Annotated in this window: 23 protein-coding genes and 1 pseudogene; 3 read left to right on the forward strand and 21 right to left on the reverse strand. The window is 71.5% G+C overall.

The genetic code is table 11. The annotated features are described in order from the left end of the window. Positions 1-81: 81 nt before the first annotated feature. From ACSNOK_RS17885 to ACSNOK_RS17970, 18 genes and pseudogenes are all read right to left on the reverse strand, one after another. A complete protein-coding gene (locus tag ACSNOK_RS17885) occupies positions 82-339 on the reverse strand; it encodes a hypothetical protein (protein ID WP_436781694.1) in 258 nt (85 codons plus the stop codon). Further along, on the reverse strand, positions 336-584 hold the full coding sequence (locus ACSNOK_RS17890) for a hypothetical protein (protein ID WP_436781695.1): 249 nt from the start codon (positions 582-584) through the stop codon (positions 336-338). Before ACSNOK_RS17890 ends, ACSNOK_RS17885 begins: the two co-directional genes overlap by 4 nt. Beyond that, positions 581-1,423 (reverse strand): peptidoglycan-binding protein, encoded by an 843-nt coding sequence (locus ACSNOK_RS17895; RefSeq protein ID WP_436781696.1) that lies wholly within the window; start codon positions 1,421-1,423, stop codon positions 581-583. The genes ACSNOK_RS17890 and ACSNOK_RS17895 overlap by 4 nt, the downstream gene beginning before the upstream one ends. 24 nt (positions 1,424-1,447) lie before the next feature. After that, a complete protein-coding gene (locus ACSNOK_RS17900; RefSeq protein WP_436781697.1) occupies positions 1,448-2,308 on the reverse strand; it encodes a peptidoglycan-binding protein in 861 nt (286 codons plus the stop codon). 105 nt (positions 2,309-2,413) lie between these two features. Beyond that, the gene (locus ACSNOK_RS17905; RefSeq protein ID WP_436781698.1) at positions 2,414-3,901 is read right to left on the reverse strand and encodes a phage tail protein; all 1,488 of its coding nucleotides are present in this window, start codon (positions 3,899-3,901) and stop codon (positions 2,414-2,416) included. Between the two features lie 20 nt (positions 3,902-3,921). After that, the gene (locus ACSNOK_RS17910; protein WP_436781699.1) at positions 3,922-4,644 is read right to left on the reverse strand and encodes a hypothetical protein; all 723 of its coding nucleotides are present in this window, start codon (positions 4,642-4,644) and stop codon (positions 3,922-3,924) included. After that, on the reverse strand, positions 4,645-5,763 hold the full coding sequence (locus ACSNOK_RS17915; RefSeq protein WP_436781700.1) for a hypothetical protein: 1,119 nt from the start codon (positions 5,761-5,763) through the stop codon (positions 4,645-4,647). After that, positions 5,760-6,902, reverse strand: coding sequence for a hypothetical protein (locus tag ACSNOK_RS17920; RefSeq protein WP_436781701.1), 1,143 nt, complete (start codon positions 6,900-6,902; stop codon positions 5,760-5,762). Before ACSNOK_RS17920 ends, ACSNOK_RS17915 begins: the two co-directional genes overlap by 4 nt. A gap of 46 nt (positions 6,903-6,948) precedes the next feature. Continuing rightward, positions 6,949-7,926, reverse strand: coding sequence for a phage distal tail protein (locus ACSNOK_RS17925; protein ID WP_436781702.1), 978 nt, complete (start codon positions 7,924-7,926; stop codon positions 6,949-6,951). 115 nt (positions 7,927-8,041) lie between these two features. Then, positions 8,042-9,229: a hypothetical protein gene (locus ACSNOK_RS17930; protein WP_436781703.1), complete on the reverse strand. Its 1,188-nt coding sequence runs from the start codon at positions 9,227-9,229 to the stop codon at positions 8,042-8,044. A 10-nt stretch (positions 9,230-9,239) separates the two neighbouring features. Continuing rightward, a complete protein-coding gene (locus ACSNOK_RS17935) occupies positions 9,240-10,301 on the reverse strand; it encodes a phage tail protein (RefSeq protein ID WP_436781704.1) in 1,062 nt (353 codons plus the stop codon). Positions 10,302-10,482: 181 nt separating this feature from the next. Beyond that, positions 10,483-11,103, reverse strand: coding sequence for a hypothetical protein (locus ACSNOK_RS17940; protein ID WP_436781705.1), 621 nt, complete (start codon positions 11,101-11,103; stop codon positions 10,483-10,485). A gap of 551 nt (positions 11,104-11,654) precedes the next feature. Next, positions 11,655-11,864 carry a hypothetical protein gene (locus ACSNOK_RS17945; protein WP_436781706.1) on the reverse strand — a complete coding sequence of 70 codons (210 nt, stop codon included), beginning with the start codon at positions 11,862-11,864 and terminating at the stop codon, positions 11,655-11,657. Between the two features lie 200 nt (positions 11,865-12,064). After that, on the reverse strand, positions 12,065-12,355 hold the full coding sequence (locus ACSNOK_RS17950) for a hypothetical protein (protein WP_436781707.1): 291 nt from the start codon (positions 12,353-12,355) through the stop codon (positions 12,065-12,067). A gap of 87 nt (positions 12,356-12,442) precedes the next feature. Continuing rightward, positions 12,443-13,027, reverse strand: a complete 585-nt coding sequence (locus ACSNOK_RS17955; protein ID WP_436781708.1) for a phage tail protein — start codon at positions 13,025-13,027, stop codon at positions 12,443-12,445. Positions 13,028-13,117: 90 nt separating this feature from the next. Further along, positions 13,118-13,522, reverse strand: coding sequence for a hypothetical protein (locus ACSNOK_RS17960; RefSeq protein ID WP_436781709.1), 405 nt, complete (start codon positions 13,520-13,522; stop codon positions 13,118-13,120). A 224-nt stretch (positions 13,523-13,746) separates the two neighbouring features. After that, complete coding sequence (locus tag ACSNOK_RS17965) at positions 13,747-14,322, reverse strand: hypothetical protein (RefSeq protein WP_436781716.1); 576 nt, start codon at positions 14,320-14,322, stop codon at positions 13,747-13,749. Between the two features lie 134 nt (positions 14,323-14,456). Continuing rightward, positions 14,457-14,618, reverse strand: a pseudogene (locus ACSNOK_RS17970) (DUF6255 family natural product biosynthesis protein); the annotation flags it as partial. Positions 14,619-14,909: 291 nt separating this feature from the next. Here ACSNOK_RS17970 and ACSNOK_RS17975 point away from each other — a divergent pair. Both ACSNOK_RS17975 and ACSNOK_RS17980 read left to right on the forward strand, forming a co-directional pair. After that, positions 14,910-15,080: a hypothetical protein gene (locus tag ACSNOK_RS17975; RefSeq protein ID WP_436781710.1), complete on the forward strand. Its 171-nt coding sequence runs from the start codon at positions 14,910-14,912 to the stop codon at positions 15,078-15,080. Then, positions 15,064-15,270, forward strand: coding sequence for a DUF397 domain-containing protein (locus tag ACSNOK_RS17980; RefSeq protein WP_436781711.1), 207 nt, complete (start codon positions 15,064-15,066; stop codon positions 15,268-15,270). The genes ACSNOK_RS17975 and ACSNOK_RS17980 overlap by 17 nt, the downstream gene beginning before the upstream one ends. On the opposite strand, the gene ACSNOK_RS17985 is transcribed toward ACSNOK_RS17980, so the two are convergent. Then, positions 15,251-15,928 carry a hypothetical protein gene (locus tag ACSNOK_RS17985; RefSeq protein WP_436781712.1) on the reverse strand — a complete coding sequence of 226 codons (678 nt, stop codon included), beginning with the start codon at positions 15,926-15,928 and terminating at the stop codon, positions 15,251-15,253. The genes ACSNOK_RS17980 and ACSNOK_RS17985 overlap by 20 nt on opposite strands. A gap of 280 nt (positions 15,929-16,208) precedes the next feature. Here ACSNOK_RS17985 and ACSNOK_RS17990 point away from each other — a divergent pair, with 280 nt between their 5' ends. Beyond that, positions 16,209-16,469, forward strand: coding sequence for a hypothetical protein (locus ACSNOK_RS17990; RefSeq protein ID WP_436781713.1), 261 nt, complete (start codon positions 16,209-16,211; stop codon positions 16,467-16,469). Positions 16,470-16,588: 119 nt separating this feature from the next. On the opposite strand, the gene ACSNOK_RS17995 is transcribed toward ACSNOK_RS17990, so the two are convergent. Together ACSNOK_RS17995 and ACSNOK_RS18000 are read right to left on the reverse strand one after the other, a co-directional pair. Beyond that, entirely contained in the window at positions 16,589-16,813 is a 225-nt protein-coding gene (locus ACSNOK_RS17995; RefSeq protein WP_436781714.1) for a hypothetical protein, read from the reverse strand. Continuing rightward, positions 16,813-17,424 (reverse strand): hypothetical protein, encoded by a 612-nt coding sequence (locus ACSNOK_RS18000; RefSeq protein ID WP_436781715.1) that lies wholly within the window; start codon positions 17,422-17,424, stop codon positions 16,813-16,815. Before ACSNOK_RS18000 ends, ACSNOK_RS17995 begins: the two co-directional genes overlap by 1 nt. Positions 17,425-17,521: the final 97 nt, after the last annotated feature.

A 17,521-nucleotide genomic window follows, 5' to 3' on the forward strand; every position in this document is an offset into this window, starting at 1 on the left:
AACGCCGGACGGGCTATATCCAGCCCGTCCGGCGTTTGAGGACGAGCGGCGGAGCCGCGAAAGGGGGGCCTGGGGCTATCCCTACCGCCCCAGCACCTCCACCACCGCGACCACCACCCCGGCGATCCCCACCAACGCGGCGACGCTCGCCAGCGGCCAGCGGGAGCGCTCCAGCGCGTCCAGTCGTGCCTCGTGATCGGCTAGCAGCCGGTCCGTCTGGTCGTTGCGCTGGACGACGAGCGCGAGAGCGCCGTCGACGCGGGCGAAGCCGGCCTCCATCGTGCCGCGGAGGCGTTCGAGTTCGAGGGCGACGTCGGCGTGGGGGGCGGATGGGTTCATACGCCGCCCCGGTTGTCGACTCGGTCGCCGCTTCGGTCGTCCGTGCGCAGCCAGCGCGGGAGGAGGGCCTGGACGGCGGGCAGGGCCATGACCCGGGCCAGCCCGCCGGCCGCGGCGAGCGCGCCGGCGATCCAGGGGAGGGTGGACGGGATTCCGGACGCGTCGACGATCGCGGGGAGGGCGACGGCGAAGGCCACGGCGGTCTGGACGAGGGTGCGCAGGGTGCGCTTCGTGGAGTCGGTCATGCGCGCGGCACCTTCAGCGCGTCCCAACTCACCTTGCCCGGCCAGCCGTCGGCGTCGTCGCCGGAGTAGCCGAGCTTGTGCTGCCAGCGGGCGTAGGAGCGGCGGTCCGCCTCGCTCCAGCGGGGGCCGGGCCCCTCGGCGTACGCCGAGCAGCCCTCGGCGACGAGGCGGCGGCCCATGGCGGTGACGACGGGGGAGTCGGGGCCGGAGCGGAAGAAGTCCGCGCCGGGGAAGGGCTCGTAGGCCGGGGGCTGCTTGTCGGCGGGCGGCGGGGTGCCGTCTCCCGCCGCCCACGCCCGCATCGCCTCGCGGGAGGGGAAGCGGGCCACGTTGGTGTCCACCGGGTCGTCGGTGTACTGGTGGATCAGCCAGTCCGCCCGGATGCCGGGGGAGCCGGCGCCGGTGCCGTACGCCGCGATCCACAGCCCGTCCCCGGCGTAGCCGCTGGTGTCGCGGTTCAGCCAGAAGTCTCGGTTGCAGTAGAGGATCACCCGGTGGCCCGGGCGCAGCGCCTTTACCTTGCGGAGGAACGCGTCCTTGTCGGCGCAGGTCGCGACGCCGCCGTCGGTCGTCTCCCAGTCGACGGCGAGGATGTCGCCCTCGACGGAGTCGCAGCGCTCGACGAAGTACGCGGCCTGCTCGTCCAGGTTGCCCGGGCGGAGGAAGTGGTAGAAGCCGACGACGAGTCCGGCCCGCCGGGCGCGGGCCGCCTGGTCGCGCATGCGCGGGTTGACGTAGGAGCGGCCCTCGGTGGCCTTGATGAGGACGAAGTCGAGGTCGAACGTGGAGTAGGCGGACGACTGGTAGGACGAGATGTCGATGCCGCGGATCATGCTCATGGGGTTGCCTTTCGGGAAGGGCCTTCAGGAGGGGCGCGGGACCCTGAGGGCGTCCCAGCTCGCTTTGCCCGGGAGGCCGTCGGCGTCCTCACCGGAGTAGCCGAGTGCGCGCTGCCAGCGGGCGTACGACGCGCGGTCCGCGTCGGTCCAGCGCGGGCCGGGGCCTTCGGCGTAGGCGGAGCAGCCTTCTTCGACGAGGCGGCGGCCCATGGCGGTGATGAGGGGGGAGTCGGTGCCGGTGTGGAAGAAGTCGGCGCCGGGGAAGGGGGCGAGCCGGTCCGGCTCCCGGGTCGCGTCGGTGAGCCGGCGCGCGATGCGGGCGCGCAGCTCGTCCATGGTGAAGCCGAGCGGGTCGATCTTCTGGTTCGTCCACTCCTTGTGGCCGATGACCGAGGCGGCGGTCCAGCCGTGCGCCCGGCAGAGCGCGGCCGCGGCCCGCTCGATGGCGTCCAGTTGGGCGGCCGGCCAAGGGTCCCTGCCGTCGCCCTCGTTGACGCACTCGAAGCCGTAGAAGCGGGCGTTGCCGTCGGTGTCCATCGCCGTGGGGCGGGGCAGCGCGGACTCGGCGACGACGGCGTCCAGCACGCTGCCGTCACCGAGACCGGCGTGGTTGGTGCGGCCGTTGCCGACGAGGTGGACGGTGCCCTCCTTGTCGATCACGCCGTGGCAGAGGGGGCCGGGCAGCTCGTCGTAGCCGTCGTAGCAGAGGTCGACGGAGTCGCGGGTGCCGCTGGACGCGGTGTGGTGGATGACGATGCCGTTGACCGGGCCCCAGGGGCCTTTGTGGTTGCGGTTGTGGGTGCGCCAGTCGCCTACCTCGACGACGGTGACGCCCTCGGCGCGGAGGGCGGTGAGGAGGTGGTCTGCGGTGAGGGGGATTGCCATGGGGTCGTGCTCCTTCGGGGGACGGCCGCGCCCCGCACCGCGGAGGTGCGGTGCGGGGCGCGGCCGTGGGAGGGGGGAGGGGGCGGGCCTTGCCGAGGGCCGGGGTTACGCGACCGCGGCCCAGATGGCGTTGGCGTCGTCGATGACGGTGGACGGGTTGAACGACGTGGGCAGCGACGTCTGGCCCGTGGCCGGCAGGCGGGCGTGGCGGACGAAGGCGCCGGGCATGCGGGCGCCGCTGGACGGGCGGTTGCCGAAGTTCGCCGCGACGGCGAAACCCGGGCCGTCTTGCCTGGTGGCGGGCCCGTTGAGGACGAGTGCCACCCAATAGCAACCGGGCTGCGCGGTGTAGGGCGCGGTGAGCGGGAGGGGGACGGTAGTGCCTTCCATGACCTTCGGGAAGATGTCCTTCAGCGACGGGGTCACCGCCACCCGCTTGCCCGTCGCGTCGTACAGGCCCGCGTACGAGGCGGCGCCGAGCGTGGTGCCGACGTAGCCGTGGATGTAGAACGCGATGTTGTTGATCTCGGTGGGCGCGCGGAGCACGATCCCCATGAGGTAAACCTGCCCCGGCGGGCAGTACTGGGGCGACGCCGGAGTCTCCTTGGTGGGCAGCGTCGTCGACATCGACGCCGTCGCCGGGTCGAACGTCCACGCCTTGAAGCCGAGGTCCGTCGGCCCCCACGTGCCCGGGGTGCCGAGGGCGTCCACGTAGCTCTTGCGGACCAGGTGGTCGGCGGACGTCGGGTCGGCCTTGGCCATGGGCACGTTGGTGAACGTCTTCGTGCCCGAGACCGTCTGGTCGCCGGTCAGCGCGACCACCGAGCCGGCCGCCGCCGCGCCCAGCATCGTCGCGTCGAGGGTGACCGCGCCCGTCCGGCCGTTCACCGACAGCACGGCCGCGGACTGCTGGACGTACCGCAGGTCCGCCGCCGCCTGGTCGAGGGCGCCGACGTCCGAGGCGACGAGGGCGACCTCGCCCTTCTTGCCATTGACGGAGGAGACGGGGGCGACGGCGCCCGGGGGGAGCTGGGCGGTGGGGACCCTGCCAGCGGCGTCCAGGGCGGCGACCCCGCCCGGCTGGCCGACCGTCGAGGCGGGCACGGCCTGGACGTCCGCGGCGCCGAGCGTGATGGCCGCGGCCGTCTTGCCGTTGACGGACTGGACCAGGCCCGGCGCGCCGGCCGGCCCCGCCGGGCCGGGGGCGCCGGCCGGGCCGGGCGGGCCCGGGACGGCGACGTAGTGCGGCGCCTCCGGGTCGACGGGGGCGAGGTCGGCGAGGTCCACCGTCTTCTGGGCGGCCGGGAGGACGATGTCGTACGTGCGGTTGACCGGTATCCCGGCAAGCTGCTCGACGACGGTGTAGGTCCACTTGGCCGGGTTCATACCGGGGGTGTCGGTGGCGGGCAGGACGGCCTTGGCGCGGCCGTCCGCGTCCAGGGGGGCCACGATCGGGCCGCCCAGGATGGTGTCGCTGCCCGTGTGGGTGAGCAGGGTCGGGGCCCGGAAGGTGAGAGTGCCGCTCAGCGGCTGGCCGTCCGGGGTGAGGTAGCGGGCGGTGACGGTCACCGTGGGGATGCCGTTGGGCAACACGAGTGTGCCTCCTGAAGGGGTTAGGACTTGACGCCGTACAGGGCGCGCGGGGAGCAGCCGACCGTCGCGCCGGGCCTGGTGACGCGGGCCTGCACCTCGAAGGTGACGGGGGTGTCGAAGGGCAGCCCGACGGGTGCCGTGAACTCCAGCGGCCCGGGGCCGGCCGGGCCCACCGGGACGCCGTTCACGAGCAGTCGGGCCTCGCCGCCCTCCGTGATGAGGATCAGGCAGCGCAGTGCCGGGTGCTGGACGATGCCGGTGCTGCTGTGCAGCGTCGTCCACTCCGTCGAGGTGGTGGTCTCCCACCGCGCGGTGTTCACCGGCGCGGGCAGCGGATACGGCAGGTACGGCCTGGCCAGGCCCTCGCCCGCGGTGTCGTCCGCGACGATGGCGTTGCTCCTGCCGTCGAAGATCCTCACCGACTGGCGCGGTTCGATGTCGGGCGCGTCGGTGCGGACCGCCATCGCCACCGAGCCGTCGTCGCGGCGCAGCATGAAGCCGCTCTGGGCCGTGCCGTCGGGGCGGTTGGGGAAGACGTCGGCGCTCTTGCCGATGTACAGGAGTTCGGCGCCCTTCTCACCCTCGCTGTCGCGGACGGCCAGCCGGCCGCCGTCGCTGATCACGACGTTGCCGCCCTTGACGCGGTCCATGGCCGGGCGGGTGTTGGCGCTGCCCATCAGGGCGCGGACCTGGCGTTCCAGGGAGCGGATGCGGTCGAGCAGGTCCAGGGGGATCGCCGCCACCTACATCGCCTCCAGGTAGAGCTTGGCCGTCTCGGCCTTGCCGCGGTCCGGGGGTGTCACCGTCAGTCCGACGACGCGGTACTGCCGGTCGGGGGTCTCCGCGTGCCAGCCGTCGCGGATGCGCAGGCGGACCGTGCCGCCGATGAGGGCGGGGGTGATCCGGCCGTCCAGCCGGAAGGTGGCCTCGGGGATGGCCTGCGGCTGCCGGGCCCGTTCGAGTTCGGCGACGGCCGCGCTGGTGAGGAGTTTCTTGTCGGAGACGCCGCTGTGGTCCGACGTGCCTTCGAGCCGTGGCCAGCCGGCGGCGAGTTCCTCGGCGACCTGGGGGTCGGACACCTCGGGGAGGGAGTCCGACGCCTGGTCGCGGTTGGCGGACTCGCCGCGGGCCACCCACACGTTGGCCTGGACGGTCGAGTCGACCGGCAGGCTGTAGGTGAGAAGCTGGCCGGGCCGGTCGAGGACGATGTCGGTGGCACCGGTGAGGATCTTGGGGTGGCCGAGCTGGAGCTGTTTGACTCGTTTGCCGGTCTCCGGGTGCCGGTAGCACCGGATGCGCCACTCGAAGCCGTTCTCCAGGGCGGCGAGCCCGTCGATGATCTCCCGGATGCGGGCCAGGTCGGTGTAGGCGAAGGCGCGTTCCTCCAGCACCACCTCGGAGGGCACGTCGTCGAAGGTGATCCCGATGTCCCCGCCGGGCTGGGACTGGGCGTGCTGGAGGAGTTCGCGGACGATGCGGAACTGGTCGCGCTTCTTGAAGATGTAGCTGGAGGCCAGGATGCGGTGCTCGAAGTACGAGTCGAAGGTGCCCGCCTGGATCTGCACCCGGAGCCGGCCGCGCTCGTCCCCCTCCGCGGTGCACGTCCACAGGATGCCGCCCCACCAGATCTCGGAGCCGCGCTCCAGCCAGACCGCCGTACGGCCGGTCCGGAGCGCGGCGCGCGCCCGGCGGGCGAGGGCCTCGTCGGGCAGCGGGACGGTCGCGCGGAGCTGGCCCGACTTGCCGATGAAGTCGTCGAACTCGACGTCGGTGAGCGGCAGCGCGTCGATGACGCGATCGGTGAGGAGGTCGCAGAAGAGGGCCCGGTAGGTGCTGTCCGCCTGGGGTGCCGTGCCTGTCATACGTCGACCTCGTAGGTGCCCCAGACCTCGTACCAGGAGCCGGGCTGGGGGGTGGCGGGGTGATCGCCGTCCACCCAGGTGCTGGAGGCCTTGCCGGTGGGGTCGGGGCAGGACCAGCCGCGGGCTACACCCTTGCCGATGTCCAGGTACTTGATCGGCTTCCCCGACCCGGATCCGTTCCGGTAGATGTAGCAACCGCCGAAGTAGTAGTTGCCGCTGTCGGGACCCGTGCGGGCGCGGAAGTTGCCGGGCATGGCCAGGGACGGGGGGAACGGCAGGGTCAGGTACCAGTTGCCGTTGCGGCCGCCGCCACCCCAGTTCGTCGTCGTGCCGATGGTGAGCGAGGCGTAGAACTGGACCTGCGGCCCGTCCTTGAGGAAGCGGCCGGACACGCTTCCGTTGCCGAGCGCGACCTTGGGACCGTCCTCGGCGCCCCAGGTCGGCGTGTACGACTGCCAGGTCGGCCGCAGGTCCTGCCACTCCTTGCCGTTCCAGCGCTGGAGGCCGGTGCCGTTGTCGCGGTACTGGCCGGGGTACGCGCCGGCGAAGCCCTGGCCCCAGTCGGCGGGGAGGATGCCGCCCGCGGCGACGGTGGCCTGCCGGCGGTCGCGGACGGCGCCGCCCCGCCAGTCGATGCCGCCGGTGCCGGCCGAGGCGCCGGCCTTCACCGTCACCTCGGCCAGGGGCAGCGAGGCCGGGGGGACCGGGGGAGCGACGGGCTTCGCCGCCGGGACGCCGGGCACGACTTCGATGAACGCGCCGGTCTTTCCGGAGGCGTCCTGCTGGTCGTCGTAGATCCGGACGACGACGAGGTCGACGCGCTGGGTGCCCGGGTCGCCGTCACCGAAGGTGATGCTGGCGGGCTCGGGGAGGTAGACGGGGTAGGCGCCCGCGGCGGCGGCGCCTTGGACGACCGCGCGGCCGGGGAGGACGCGGGTGCTCATGCCGGCGCCGTCGGAGGAGACGGCGAGCCCGGTGACGACCTCGCGGCCGTCGGCCGATCCGGGCAGCACACCGGGCCGGGAGGCCAGCGGGCCGGCCGGGGTCATCGCGCCCAGCGGGGCGAGCCGGGTGTCGAGGCGGGACTGACCGCCCTCGCCGTTGGTGGAGTTGAGCAGCCACGCGCTGCCGAGGTTCATGGGGTTCTCCTGGGGTGGTGGTGGAAGGAGCGGGGGAGGCGCCGGTTCACCAGTGGGCGCCGCGCCAGGTGACGGTGGCCGTGGCGCCGGCGCCCGGCATGTCGGGGTCGGCCCGGAAGGCGAAGGTGTGCTCACCGGGCGGCAGTTGGAAGAGCTGCTCCGGGTCGGACGACTGGGTGGCCGTGTGCACGCGGGTCGAGCTGCCGTTCAGCAGGACCGTTCCCGCGAAGGTGTCGACCGTCAGGACGTCGGACGGCGCGAGGGTGATGTCGTATTCGAGCCGCAGCCCGTCGCTCAGCCGGGTCAGGGACGGCCGGCTCACCTGCCCGCGGAATTCGATGACGGGGCTGGTCGGCGCGTCGCCCTCGTTGACCAGGGTCAGCAGCCCGGTGGCGCCGGGCTTGCCCCAGTCGAGCGGCCAGGCGAGCCCCTGCCCGGCGGTCCGGCTCCCGTCCTGTCCCCAGGACAGTCCGCCGTCGGGGGTGGGGAGGCCGGTGACGGCGGTGCGCTCGTCGACGGAGTACCGGCGCGGATCGGCGCAGATCCACTGCACGGTCGCCTTCGCGGTGCCGCGGGTGACGTACATCCGGTCGTGGGGCACGACGCGCTGGGCCACCCGGGCCCGGCAGGCCAGCGTCTCGCCGTGGAGGCGTACGGCCAGCCACTGCTCGCCGGTGTGCACCCCGGTCGCGGCGTTGAACGCCCGGGTGACCGCCGCGGCCCGTTCGGTCTGGTCGGGGAGCAGCCAGACGGGCGCGGTGACCGTACGGGCCTGGGACCACTGGGCGCCGGGCCAGGCGCCGTGCTGGTCGGGGCGGAGGACGTCGCCGCTGTCGAGACCGGGGAGGTCGGCCCAGCCGGTGAGGCCGGAGTCGGCGATCTGGTAGTCGGTGCCGGGGCCCATCAGCAGCCCGGCCCACTGGATCTGCCCGTCGTGGGTGATCAGTGAGCCGGGGGAGGGGTCTGTGGTGTCCGGGAACGTCGGTGTCGATGTCGATGTCGGTGGTGTGAGTGTCGGGGGCATGGAGGTCGGCCTTCACCTTCCGTACGGGGTTGGGTGGGTGCCGGATGCGACCGGGGTGGTGGGTGGGTCGCCGGGGAGGTGCTCCGGACCCGAGGCGTCCCGGGCTTCCGGGACCTCACCGCGTCGCGGTACGCGTCCTGGCGAGGAACAGCAGGTCCTCGGCGATGCCGTACGCGGTGCGGTGGGCGGGCTCGTGGTACTCGCGGAGGTCCGGTCCGCCGGTGCCGCGACCGGTACCGGCACCGGCGTCGGTACCGGCGCGGGCCGCCCGCGCGGTCGCGTCCAGCAGCCGTTCGAGCTTCGAGAGCGGCAGCACCGCCTCCGCCTCCCCGGCTTCCGCGAGGACGACGGGCACGCCGCCGTCGCGCGGAGCGACGATGCCGCCCCGGGCGAGCTGGGGGATGTGCGGCAGATCGACGAACGGGATCTTGTTGAGTACGTCGATGATCATGTTGATGAAGCTGGTCAACGCGTTGATCGGAGCCGCGACCACGCCCGCGACCAGGTGGAAGCCGGCCCGGATGAGATCGGCGAACCCGCCGAGGGTGGTCAGCAGGGCCTTGCCGAGGCTGCGGAAGCCGCCGGAGAAGTCGCCCTTGAGGAACTTGCGGACCGGCTCGACGAACATCTTGAGCCCGGTCCAGATCTTCTCGATCGCGGCCAGGTAGTCGCGTACCGGCGGGATGATCGACGCGGTGGCGGCCACGAACGCCCCTCCCGCGTGGGAGAAGACCTCCTCCATGATCCGCTGCCCGGTCTCCGACTCCAGGGCGGCGTTGATGAGCTCGGTGGCGATCGGCAGGAGCAGACCGGCCAGGAGGGCCCAGGGGCTGCCCTTCATCACCAGGTTCACCGCCTGCATGACCTTGTCCATGATCCCGAACGCGGTGCCCGCCTTGTCGATGACGCCGCCGGCCTTCGACGCGGCACCGCCGAACCCGCCGAGGACGCCGCCGAGGCCGCGCAACTTGCCCGGCATGGGCGACAGTTGCCGGCCCACCCGGCGGCGGACGTCCCGCTGCCGGTCCAGGCTCTTGGCGGCGCCGGTGGCCTCCTTGCCCGCCTTCGCCAGGGCCGGTCCCGCGGCGGACGCGGCCGCCGCGAACCGCTTGGACTCGGCGCCGGTCCGGCCCATGGTGGCGGCCAGCCGGGTGAGGAACCGGGTGGCCGCCCGGACGCCGGTCAGGCAGCCGCGGACCGCTCCGGTGAGCCGCTTGACGCCGGACGAGAAGGCCGCGAGGGGGCCCGCCGTCCCGGCGAGCGGGTTCCGGACGGGGCCGGGGAATGCTGCTGCTGCCGTCATGCGGGCCTCCTCATCCGCGGGCCTTGGCGAGGAACATCAGCGCCATGGCGGTGTCCCGGGGGTCGTCGGCCCGCGCGTAGTAGTTCTCGATGTGGAACCCGCCGCCGCCCGGGCCGGCGCCGGCCGTCGAGAGGCGGGACGCCACGGCCGTACGGGTCAGCAGCCGGTCGAGTTTCGACAGCGGCAGCACGGCCTCGGCCTCGCCCGCCTCCGCGACGATGGCCGGCACGCCGCCGCTGCGCGGGGTGACGATGCCGCCCTCGGCGAGTTTGGGGATCGGCGTGACGTCGATGGTGAAGCCCTTGCCGCCGAAGTGCGGGATCCAGCTCGGGACGGTCACGTGGATGCCGTTGAGCGAGGTGATCAGGGAGTTGATCAGCCCGATGAGGGAGTTGATGGGGTCCTTCACCGCCGAGCCGATCGCCCGGAAGATGCGCTTGACGGAATCGGGGAGCACGTCCCAGGCGGCGTGCAGCGCCAACTTCACGCCCGTGAACACGGCGGGCAGATCCGTCATGAACCACAGCGCGATGGGCGCGACGGCCTTCTTGATCCCGCCCCAGACGTGCGACATCAGGCTGCCGAGGCCCCTCATCAGCGGGCCGATGATCTTCGATGCCTGGTCGACGGCCTTGCCGATGACCTCGAACGCCTTCTTCATGATGCGCCGCATGGTCGTCGACTTGGACGCCATCTCGACGACCTTCTCGATCAACGGCTGGAAGAGGCTGACGAGTTGGGCGAGGAAGTTCTTCTTCATCGACCGGTTGAGACCGTCGGTGTTCTTCGCGGTCTTCTTCAGACTCCGCCCGGCCTTGTCCAGCCCGGGCGCGGCCTTCCCGGACTCCTTGCCGACCTTGCCGATCGCCTTGGCGGTGGCCTCGGAGCCGCTCTTGATGTTCTTGAGTTCACGGCCGGCTTGCTGGGTGGAGGCCTTGACCTTCCCGACACCGGTATTGAGGGTGCCGGCCTGGGTGTTGAGCTTCTGGGCGGATTTGCCGGTGGCGTCGAGGGCGGTCTTGGTACCCTGGGCGGTTCCGCTGATGCGCTGGAGAGCGCTGTTCAGAGACATAGATCATCCCGTTTGCTGGGGGAGGGTCCGCGGTCCGGGGCTTCCCGGGGGTGCCATGGCGCAACTGTGTCCCTGCGGTCTTTGATACATCGGACTTGGAGGGAAGCGGTCCATGGCACTGCCGTGCTGTGCGGGGGTAAAAGGACCCAGGAGGAGTGGCGCTACACGGCAGGTCACCGGCTCAGACCAGAGCACGGCTGAAGGCCTGGGTGGCCTTCCGAGCTTCTGCTATCGCGCTCCTCGTATTGGTGAGGCGGGCGTTTGCCGTCTCGAGATCTTTTTCTGCTTGCCTCTTCTTTTCATCCGCTTTAATTTTTATCCGATCTATCTCTCGCCCGATCTTCCTTACTTTAACGTATGTTTTTATGAGCGCCTTTCGGTCCGCCTCCACCTGAATTGCACTGGCAATGCTTGGGTGTTTGAGGGCGGACTTGGTGCTTACTTGTGCCCGTTCTTGGCGTCGCTCCAAGCGGCTGGACGCCCGTTCATATCTTCTTTCTAGGCGGGCAGATGTATCCCTGGCCCAGGGCCAGGTGAAAACCTGGCGCCCCATGAAGCTGACGCCCTTCTCGTCGGCCTTGGCCAGAGTGAAGTCTACTTTGGCTAGGGTGCCGCCAATGGCGAGACCGGCGAACGCGAATTTGATGCTCTCGATCGAAAGGCTCAGCCCGTTTACTGTAACGCTTAGGTCGTTCACCTTCCTTTTGGTGCTGTCGTAGTCCTTGTTCTTGAAGTCATGGAACCAGTCGGGAGTCAATAGCCCCGTGTGTGCAGGTGACTTGTCATCCTTGTTTTCCGACATCGCGCCACCTCGATGAGTTGATTTGCCATAATTATTCCTGTGTGTCCGCCTGGGTGCTGGGAGGTATGCTAAATTCCGGGCGGCTGGCGGGTGATCGGCGTTTAAGGGGGCTCACGGTGTACTGGGCGATCTATGGTGCTGTTGTCCTGCTGCTGTTCGGAGGGTTTATTTATCCCTTCGGGATCAGGCCGTTGTTGATAGATCGACGGTTGCGCACTGTCGGTGTTCGCGTAATGGCTGAATGTACTAGCGCTTACTGGTCCGAGGATCGGGTGTCCGAGTCGTTTCTCTTTGTGACCAAGGATGGGCGTACTGCCCGTTACCGTAGTCCGCTTTCCGGGAGTCGCGTAGCCAGGGACGGGGAGATGGTTGCGCTTTTGTACGATCCCAAGGCGCCGTCGCGCAGGGCCCGTACTGAGCGGGAGCTTAGTAGGAAATCTCAGGCCTGGTTCTTTCTGTGGGGAGGCCTGATAACCCTCGCGCTCATGCACATTTTCTTCATCAAGCTCTTTCTGCAGTAGCTCGGCCGTTTCGCGTCGTATCGCAGGGTGTCAGGCGAAGAACTGAGTGAGCTGCTCCCGTGCCGGCAGATGGTCCGCCATCTCCGACGGAGGCGTGGTGACGACTTCTGTGGTCGAGTCCTCCGCGCCCGGGCGCGGGACCGGCTCGGGGTAGTCCAGGGGGTCCGCGTCCTCGTCGCTGTGGAGGGTGCCCGTCATCCAGTTGGCGACGGCCAGGTGGTCCACCGCCGCCGCGAGCAAGTGTTCCGCCGGTCCCCAGTCGGTGGCCTCGCCGTGGAGGTCGCGGTTGACGGCGCTGTCGCGGGGGAGGTGCTTGATCAGGATGGTGAGGCGTCGGGAGGAGAGCCGGCCGCGGTGCCAGTCGAGCAGGTCGACGTGGTAGTGCCGCAGCAGGTCCGCTTCGAGAGCCTCGGCGTGTTCGTCGACGAACGCGTCGAGGCTCAGTCTTCCCCCAGGCCGAGCCCGGTCTCCTTGCCGTAGGTCTCGAGGATCGCGGCGATGTCCTGCATGGTCACGTCGTGCTCCGTGAAGCGGGCGTACTGCTTCTCGCCGAGCAGCAGGGCCAGCAGGCCGTCCACGTCGTTGTCGTCCAGGTCGCGCAGGGCGCGCGCCGTGCGGTGGTTGATCTCCGTGGGGAGTTCGAAGGTGTCGCCGTCGAGCGTGAAGGACCAGGCGCGGCCGTGGGCCTCCAGGCGCTGGGCCCGGGCGGCGTTGACGTCGAACGAGGGCATGGGGTCGCTCCTTGAGAGGTAGAGAGGGGGCGGGGGCCGCCGGTCGCGGCGCCCGCGGTCACGCTGTGGCCCTGAAGGGGCCGCGGGTCACTTCGCCGGGGCCGCCGCGTACGCCTTGTCCCGCATCAGCCAGGTCGCCAGCGGCGCCCCCGGCTTCGAGGACAGCGCCGTGAAGGTCACGCCGAGCTTCACCGCACCCTTGCGGTTGAGGTCGAAGTCGTCGCTGGTGGTCACCAGGCCGCGCGGCACGACGAACCGGTAGCGGATCTCGCTGCCGTCGGTGAACTCCAGGGCCAGGGCGCGCTCGTCCTCGCCCTGGTCACCGTCCACGTCGTACTTGTAGACGCCGGAGTTCGGGGCGGTCTCGCCGACCGCGCCGCCGCCGAAGAAGAACGGCAGCGTGTCCTCGTTGAGCTGGAGCATGCCGAACTTCAGGGTCAGCTCGCGCTCGGTGTAGATCGTGCGCGCCGGGGTCAGCGACTGCCAGGTGTCGATGTTGGCGGTCTTGCCCTTGCGGCCGAACTTCACGCCGTCCGTGCTGGTGTAGCCCAGGTCGTGCCAGGCGGTACCCCAGTCGGTGTTGATGTCGGCCGGCGCGTCGGTGCCGACCTTGGCGACGAGGACGCGGCCGGTGCCGGCGACGCGGATCTCGCTCGGGTTCATACCGGGCATGGAGGTCTCCTTGAATGAGGAAGGTGAGGAACAGGTGAGGAAGAGGAAAGGCCCCGCCGGTTTCGGCGGGGCCTGCGTCGCGGGTGGGCCTCAGGCGGGGCGCAGCGAGAACCACACCGTCGTCCGGTAGCGGTTCGCCCCCGGCCGGTTGTAGTCCGGGAACCAGCGGACCGCCTCCGTCTCGACGACATCGGTCACCACCGCCGTCCCGTACGCCGTACCGCGGAGCTGCAGCAGCGCGGTACGGACCAGCAGGGACAGCGTGTGCGCCGCCGTCTTGTCCGGGCCGTACACCTCCAACTCCACCAAGGGCTGGTCGAGATGGAGGTCGTCCACCCAGGCGCCGCCGGTCCGCGAGACCAGCACCGCCTTCTGCGTGCCGTCGAACGGTGTCGGCGGCCGGTTGTCCACGACCACCCCGGCCAGCTCCGAACGGAGCCTGAGGTGGTCGATGATGAGGCGTTCCACATCGGGGAACGAGATCGGGGCTTCCATTACATGGGTGCTCCTTTCGGCGCGGGCGCGTCGAGCGGGCGGACGGCACCGTCGTGCGCGTGCCGTGCGGAGGGAGGAAGGGTGGCCGCATCACCGGTCCGCCGGCCGCCCGCCCAACGCGAAGCGGCGGATGCCGTGGCCCGGGGTCCGGGCACAGCTCCGCCGCTGCATCTATTGTGAACCACTTCGCGCGAACGCGCAACAACAACTTTCGCGCCCGCGCGCTACGGGTTCCGCCCCGGCTCCCCGACGACGTTCTCCGGCTCGTCCAGCCAGACCCGTCCGCCCGCGCCGTCCACCGTGAGGCCGAAGCGGTCCGGTCCCGGTTCGCCCCGCGCCGTCCACCAGCGGTACGCCGCCTCCGCCTCGTCCCAGAGCCGGCGCGGGCCGCCCTGCCAGACGAGTGTCGTCAGGTCCGGCTCGGCCCGGAAGAGGGCGCAGGCCCACGACGGATCCCCGTCGAGCCCGTGCAGCCAGACCGCTCTGCCGTAGTGCCTCCTGCCGTCCGCCCGCCGGCGCACGCCGCGCAGCCTGACGTCCAGGGCGAACGTCGCGGCGCGGAACTCCGCCTCCGTGAGGCGGGTCGAGGCGATGTCCCCGAGGGTGGTCACGTCGATGATCGGGGGAGGCTCGACGCGGAGTGCTCCCGGGCGGTCCGTCGGCGGCGAGAAGCGCCCCTCCGCCCGCTTGCCGTCGGCGGACACGACCAGCGTGACGAGCGCCTCCTGTCCGCTGAACGGCGTCCGCCAAGGTGCGACGAGTGTCGCGCCGGGACGTACGGCCGACACGTCCGCGTACATGACGCTCTTGACGACGGCGGTCGCGCGGCCACCGCCACACGGCGGCGGAGGAGGCGGGCGCGCTCCTCCAGGAACCGCGTTCCCAGCACCGCGATCGCCGTCGCCGCCGACACCGCGCGCTCGGCGCCGGTCCTCGCCGGCTCTTCCGGCAGCCGCAGCGGCCCGTACGCGCCGTACCGTTCCACTCCGCACTCGACGCACCGGCGGATTCCGCCCGCGGCGGTCGCCCAGCCCCCGCGGTGCGCGCAGTTCCGGACGAGCCGGCCCGTCGCCGTCCGCACGGCGTTCGCGCTCATCGCCGCCCCCTCGCCAGGCCCGCGGCCGCCCGCTCGTCCCGCGTCGCCAGGCGCAGCGCCTCCTCCGGCGCCTCCCACTCCCGGCCGCCGCGCGGTGGTCCCCCAGCTTGAGGTGCCGTCGTTAGCCTCGGAAGGGGTCGCAGCCGTACAACGACGCTGTATGCATGGGGAGTTAAGTCATGGCCAAAGCCGGGGGCGAGTCGCGCTACAGCCAGCCGAAGTTCGGCTGGTGCTTCTTCGGCAGGGAGCTGAAGCGTCGCCGCGAGGCCGCCGGGCTGTCGCGCGCCGCCGGTGGCGTACAGCGAAGGGAATTGGAGCGGAAGCCTCCTGGACGATCCGCCCCTGGTGGAGCGGTGCGTGCGCTCCTACGATTTGGCTACAGCCGTCGCGTTGCCGCCAGCCGAGTCCTTGTCCCTGATCACGTCGGTTGCAGAGGAGTACGCACATGAGCGCAGCGCTTGACTTGAGTCCCGCGGCTTGGAGGAAGAGCAGCTACAGCGGGGGAACCGGCGATCACGGCAACAACTGTCTGGAAGTAGCCGCCAACAACGGCCCTGTTGTGCCCGTCCGGGACTCCAAACGCCCCCACGGCCCCACCCTCCTCATACCCACCCCTGCCTGGGCCGCCTTCCTCAGCGATCTTCGAAGCTGAGTGGTCGCGACAGCGCGTCGCGGACCTCCGCCGCGCCCGTCTCCACCTCTCGGTACCAGTCGGTGACCTCGCCGTCGTTCTCGTTGAGCTCCACACGTCCCGCGTCCAGTTCGCGCAGTCGGTCGCCCAGGGCGTTGAGCCGGGCCTCCAACGCGAACCGTCCGGGGAACGAGCTCCTCGCCCAGAGGAGGTCGTTGCGCGCCGCCGTCAGGGCCGCGTGGGCGCGGGCGCGGACGGCCGGGAGGGCGATGCGGAGTTCCTGGACGCCGGTGTGGACCCCCTCCAGGTTGGCCATCGGCTCCTCCGTCTGGTCGGCGAGCTCCTCGGCGCGCTCGGCCCAGAGCTCGAAGACCTGGGCCGCATGGTGGGCCGCGTCAGGGTCGGAGACCTCCGTGTGCGTCCACTCGTCCCGCGTCTCCAAGTAGGTGGCGATGAAGTCCTCGAAGCTCTCCAGGGCGCCCCGGGTGTTCCCGACCACCGTCAGGAGGGAGCTCGTGGGCATGCCGTCCCCGTGGCCGCAGGCGGCCCGGACCGCACGGCAGAGGCCGTCCATCCGTTCGTACGTCCCCGCCAGGCGTCGGTGCGCCTCCGCCGCCGCCTCCATCGCGACGGCGAGTCGCCGCTCCGCGTCCGCCAGCCGTCGTTTCCGCCCCCACACGTCCGGTCTCCCACCCTCGATGGCCTTCCGTCCCCGGTCGGCCGCCGCTCCCCGACGGGCGCGCCTTTCAAAGGCGCCGTTGCACCCTGTTTGCCTGTGGGGACGGTCTGTCAGTGTCTCGGGTTAGGTTATGGGGAATCGCACGCTCGTTTGACGGCCCGTCGCGGCAGCGGTGGGTTCGAACGGAGAGCGTGTATCGGGGGGCGAGCCAATAACGAGACGGACAGCACCTGGGGGGTGGCATGAGCGAGCGGTTCGTGATGCGTGGGGGATACATCCGGTGAGCGCGTACAGCGACCGTCTCGCCGATGTCGTGGCGGCGACCGTCGAGGTGGCGGCGGAGTCCGGGCACGCGGGAGCGTTCACCGACGAGGTGGCCCACGCGCTGACCGCCGTCGTGGGGAAGGTCGCCGCCCGGGTCGCGGACGACGCGGAGCTCAGCGGGTTCGTCAACGGTTGGCAGGAGGCGGTGCGGACGGTGGAGGCCGAGGACGGGGCCGTACGAGCCCGGGTGCTCCGTCTCCATCAGGCCGAGGACTGACTGCTCCGGCGGGCCGGCGCCCGGGGGCCGACGCGGGAGGCCGGTCGTCCGGTCTCCGGTGAACGCGCGGAGGCGCCCCGGGAGCCGGGGCGCCTCCGTGATCCCGTCGTACCCCGGCGTCAGACCGGCGGACGGAGTGTGTGGGCCCGGCGGGTGGCCCGTTCGGCGGCGAAGACGTCCTCCAGGCGGAAGAGGTTGGCGCGTCCCTGGCGGGCCGCCGGCGTCAGGTGGCCGAGCTGGACCCACTTCCGTACGACGTCCTGGCTCACCCCCGCCTCGCGCGCCGCCATGGCGGTGGTGATGAGGGTGGTGGCGGCAGGGACCGCCGGGATCGGCTTGAGCATCAGGCGTTCTCCCCGGTCTCGTCCGCCCCGTCGGCCGTCGCGAGCCGCCACTCCGCCCGCGTCCACTCGTGCCGGTGCGCGGCGTCCGTCCGGCAGTCGCACGCCGGGTCGGCGCACCGGCAGCCCGGGTTGACGCACAGGACGGCCTCGCGCTGGGGGAAGACGCGCAGGGACACCGAGCCGCAGTGCCGGCAGCGGCCCTCGACCCGGACCGGCGGGTCCGCCTCTCCCAGCGCGACCGAGCAGCGGCCCGCCATCCGGCGCGCCTCGCTCCGGATGTGCTCGTCGAGAACGGGGTCGGCGGCGGCCCGGTCCAGCAGAGCGGTGATCCGGACCAGCCGCTGGTCCACCGTGCCGCGCGGCGGGCGCGGCAGCCGCAGCCGCTCGCAGACCGCTTCCTCCAGCTCGATCACGCCGTCGGTGATGTCGCGGATGGTGTCGGAGACGAAGAGGCGGACGGCCGTGCCGGGAGCCGAGCGCGTACGGCGGCCGGTGGGGGAGAGAGCGGTACCGCGGCTCGGGGCGAGCTCCTTGGCCAGCTCGGGGAACTGGCGGCGGAGGACGCCCAGCCATACAGCGGCGCTGCGGGGGCGGCTGGGGCTGTCGGTCATGGCTGCTCCTGCGGGTGGGGTGCGGGCTGCGAGGGCGAAGCGCGGGGTGCGGGTCGCGAGGTGCGGGGTCGCGGGGTGGGGAAGCGCTGGTGCGGAA

Origin of the sequence: Streptomyces sp. URMC 126 (assembly GCF_051386555.1) — a bacterium.
GTDB lineage: Bacteria > Actinomycetota > Actinomycetes > Streptomycetales > Streptomycetaceae > Streptomyces.

Coding starts and splice junctions, on each gene's coding strand:
- ACSNOK_RS17895 (WP_436781696.1), bottom strand. CDS start 1,423: ATGAGCATGATCCGCGGCATCGACATCTCGTCCTACCAGTCGTCCGCC.
- ACSNOK_RS17915 (WP_436781700.1), bottom strand. CDS start 5,763: ATGACAGGCACGGCACCCCAGGCGGACAGCACCTACCGGGCCCTCTTC.
- ACSNOK_RS17930 (WP_436781703.1), bottom strand. CDS start 9,229: ATGACGGCAGCAGCAGCATTCCCCGGCCCCGTCCGGAACCCGCTCGCC.
- ACSNOK_RS17925 (WP_436781702.1), bottom strand. CDS start 7,926: ATGCCCCCGACACTCACACCACCGACATCGACATCGACACCGACGTTC.
- ACSNOK_RS17940 (WP_436781705.1), bottom strand. CDS start 11,103: ATGTCGGAAAACAAGGATGACAAGTCACCTGCACACACGGGGCTATTG.
- ACSNOK_RS17885 (WP_436781694.1), bottom strand. CDS start 339: ATGAACCCATCCGCCCCCCACGCCGACGTCGCCCTCGAACTCGAACGC.
- ACSNOK_RS17900 (WP_436781697.1), bottom strand. CDS start 2,308: ATGGCAATCCCCCTCACCGCAGACCACCTCCTCACCGCCCTCCGCGCC.
- ACSNOK_RS17965 (WP_436781716.1), bottom strand. CDS start 14,322: ATGTACGCGGACGTGTCGGCCGTACGTCCCGGCGCGACACTCGTCGCA.
- ACSNOK_RS17935 (WP_436781704.1), bottom strand. CDS start 10,301: ATGTCTCTGAACAGCGCTCTCCAGCGCATCAGCGGAACCGCCCAGGGT.
- ACSNOK_RS18000 (WP_436781715.1), bottom strand. CDS start 17,424: ATGACCGACAGCCCCAGCCGCCCCCGCAGCGCCGCTGTATGGCTGGGC.
- ACSNOK_RS17955 (WP_436781708.1), bottom strand. CDS start 13,027: ATGCCCGGTATGAACCCGAGCGAGATCCGCGTCGCCGGCACCGGCCGC.
- ACSNOK_RS17995 (WP_436781714.1), bottom strand. CDS start 16,813: ATGCTCAAGCCGATCCCGGCGGTCCCTGCCGCCACCACCCTCATCACC.
- ACSNOK_RS17890 (WP_436781695.1), bottom strand. CDS start 584: ATGACCGACTCCACGAAGCGCACCCTGCGCACCCTCGTCCAGACCGCC.
- ACSNOK_RS17920 (WP_436781701.1), bottom strand. CDS start 6,902: ATGAACCTCGGCAGCGCGTGGCTGCTCAACTCCACCAACGGCGAGGGC.
- ACSNOK_RS17960 (WP_436781709.1), bottom strand. CDS start 13,522: ATGGAAGCCCCGATCTCGTTCCCCGATGTGGAACGCCTCATCATCGAC.
- ACSNOK_RS17980 (WP_436781711.1), top strand. CDS start 15,064: ATGAGCGCAGCGCTTGACTTGAGTCCCGCGGCTTGGAGGAAGAGCAGC.
- ACSNOK_RS17950 (WP_436781707.1), bottom strand. CDS start 12,355: ATGCCCTCGTTCGACGTCAACGCCGCCCGGGCCCAGCGCCTGGAGGCC.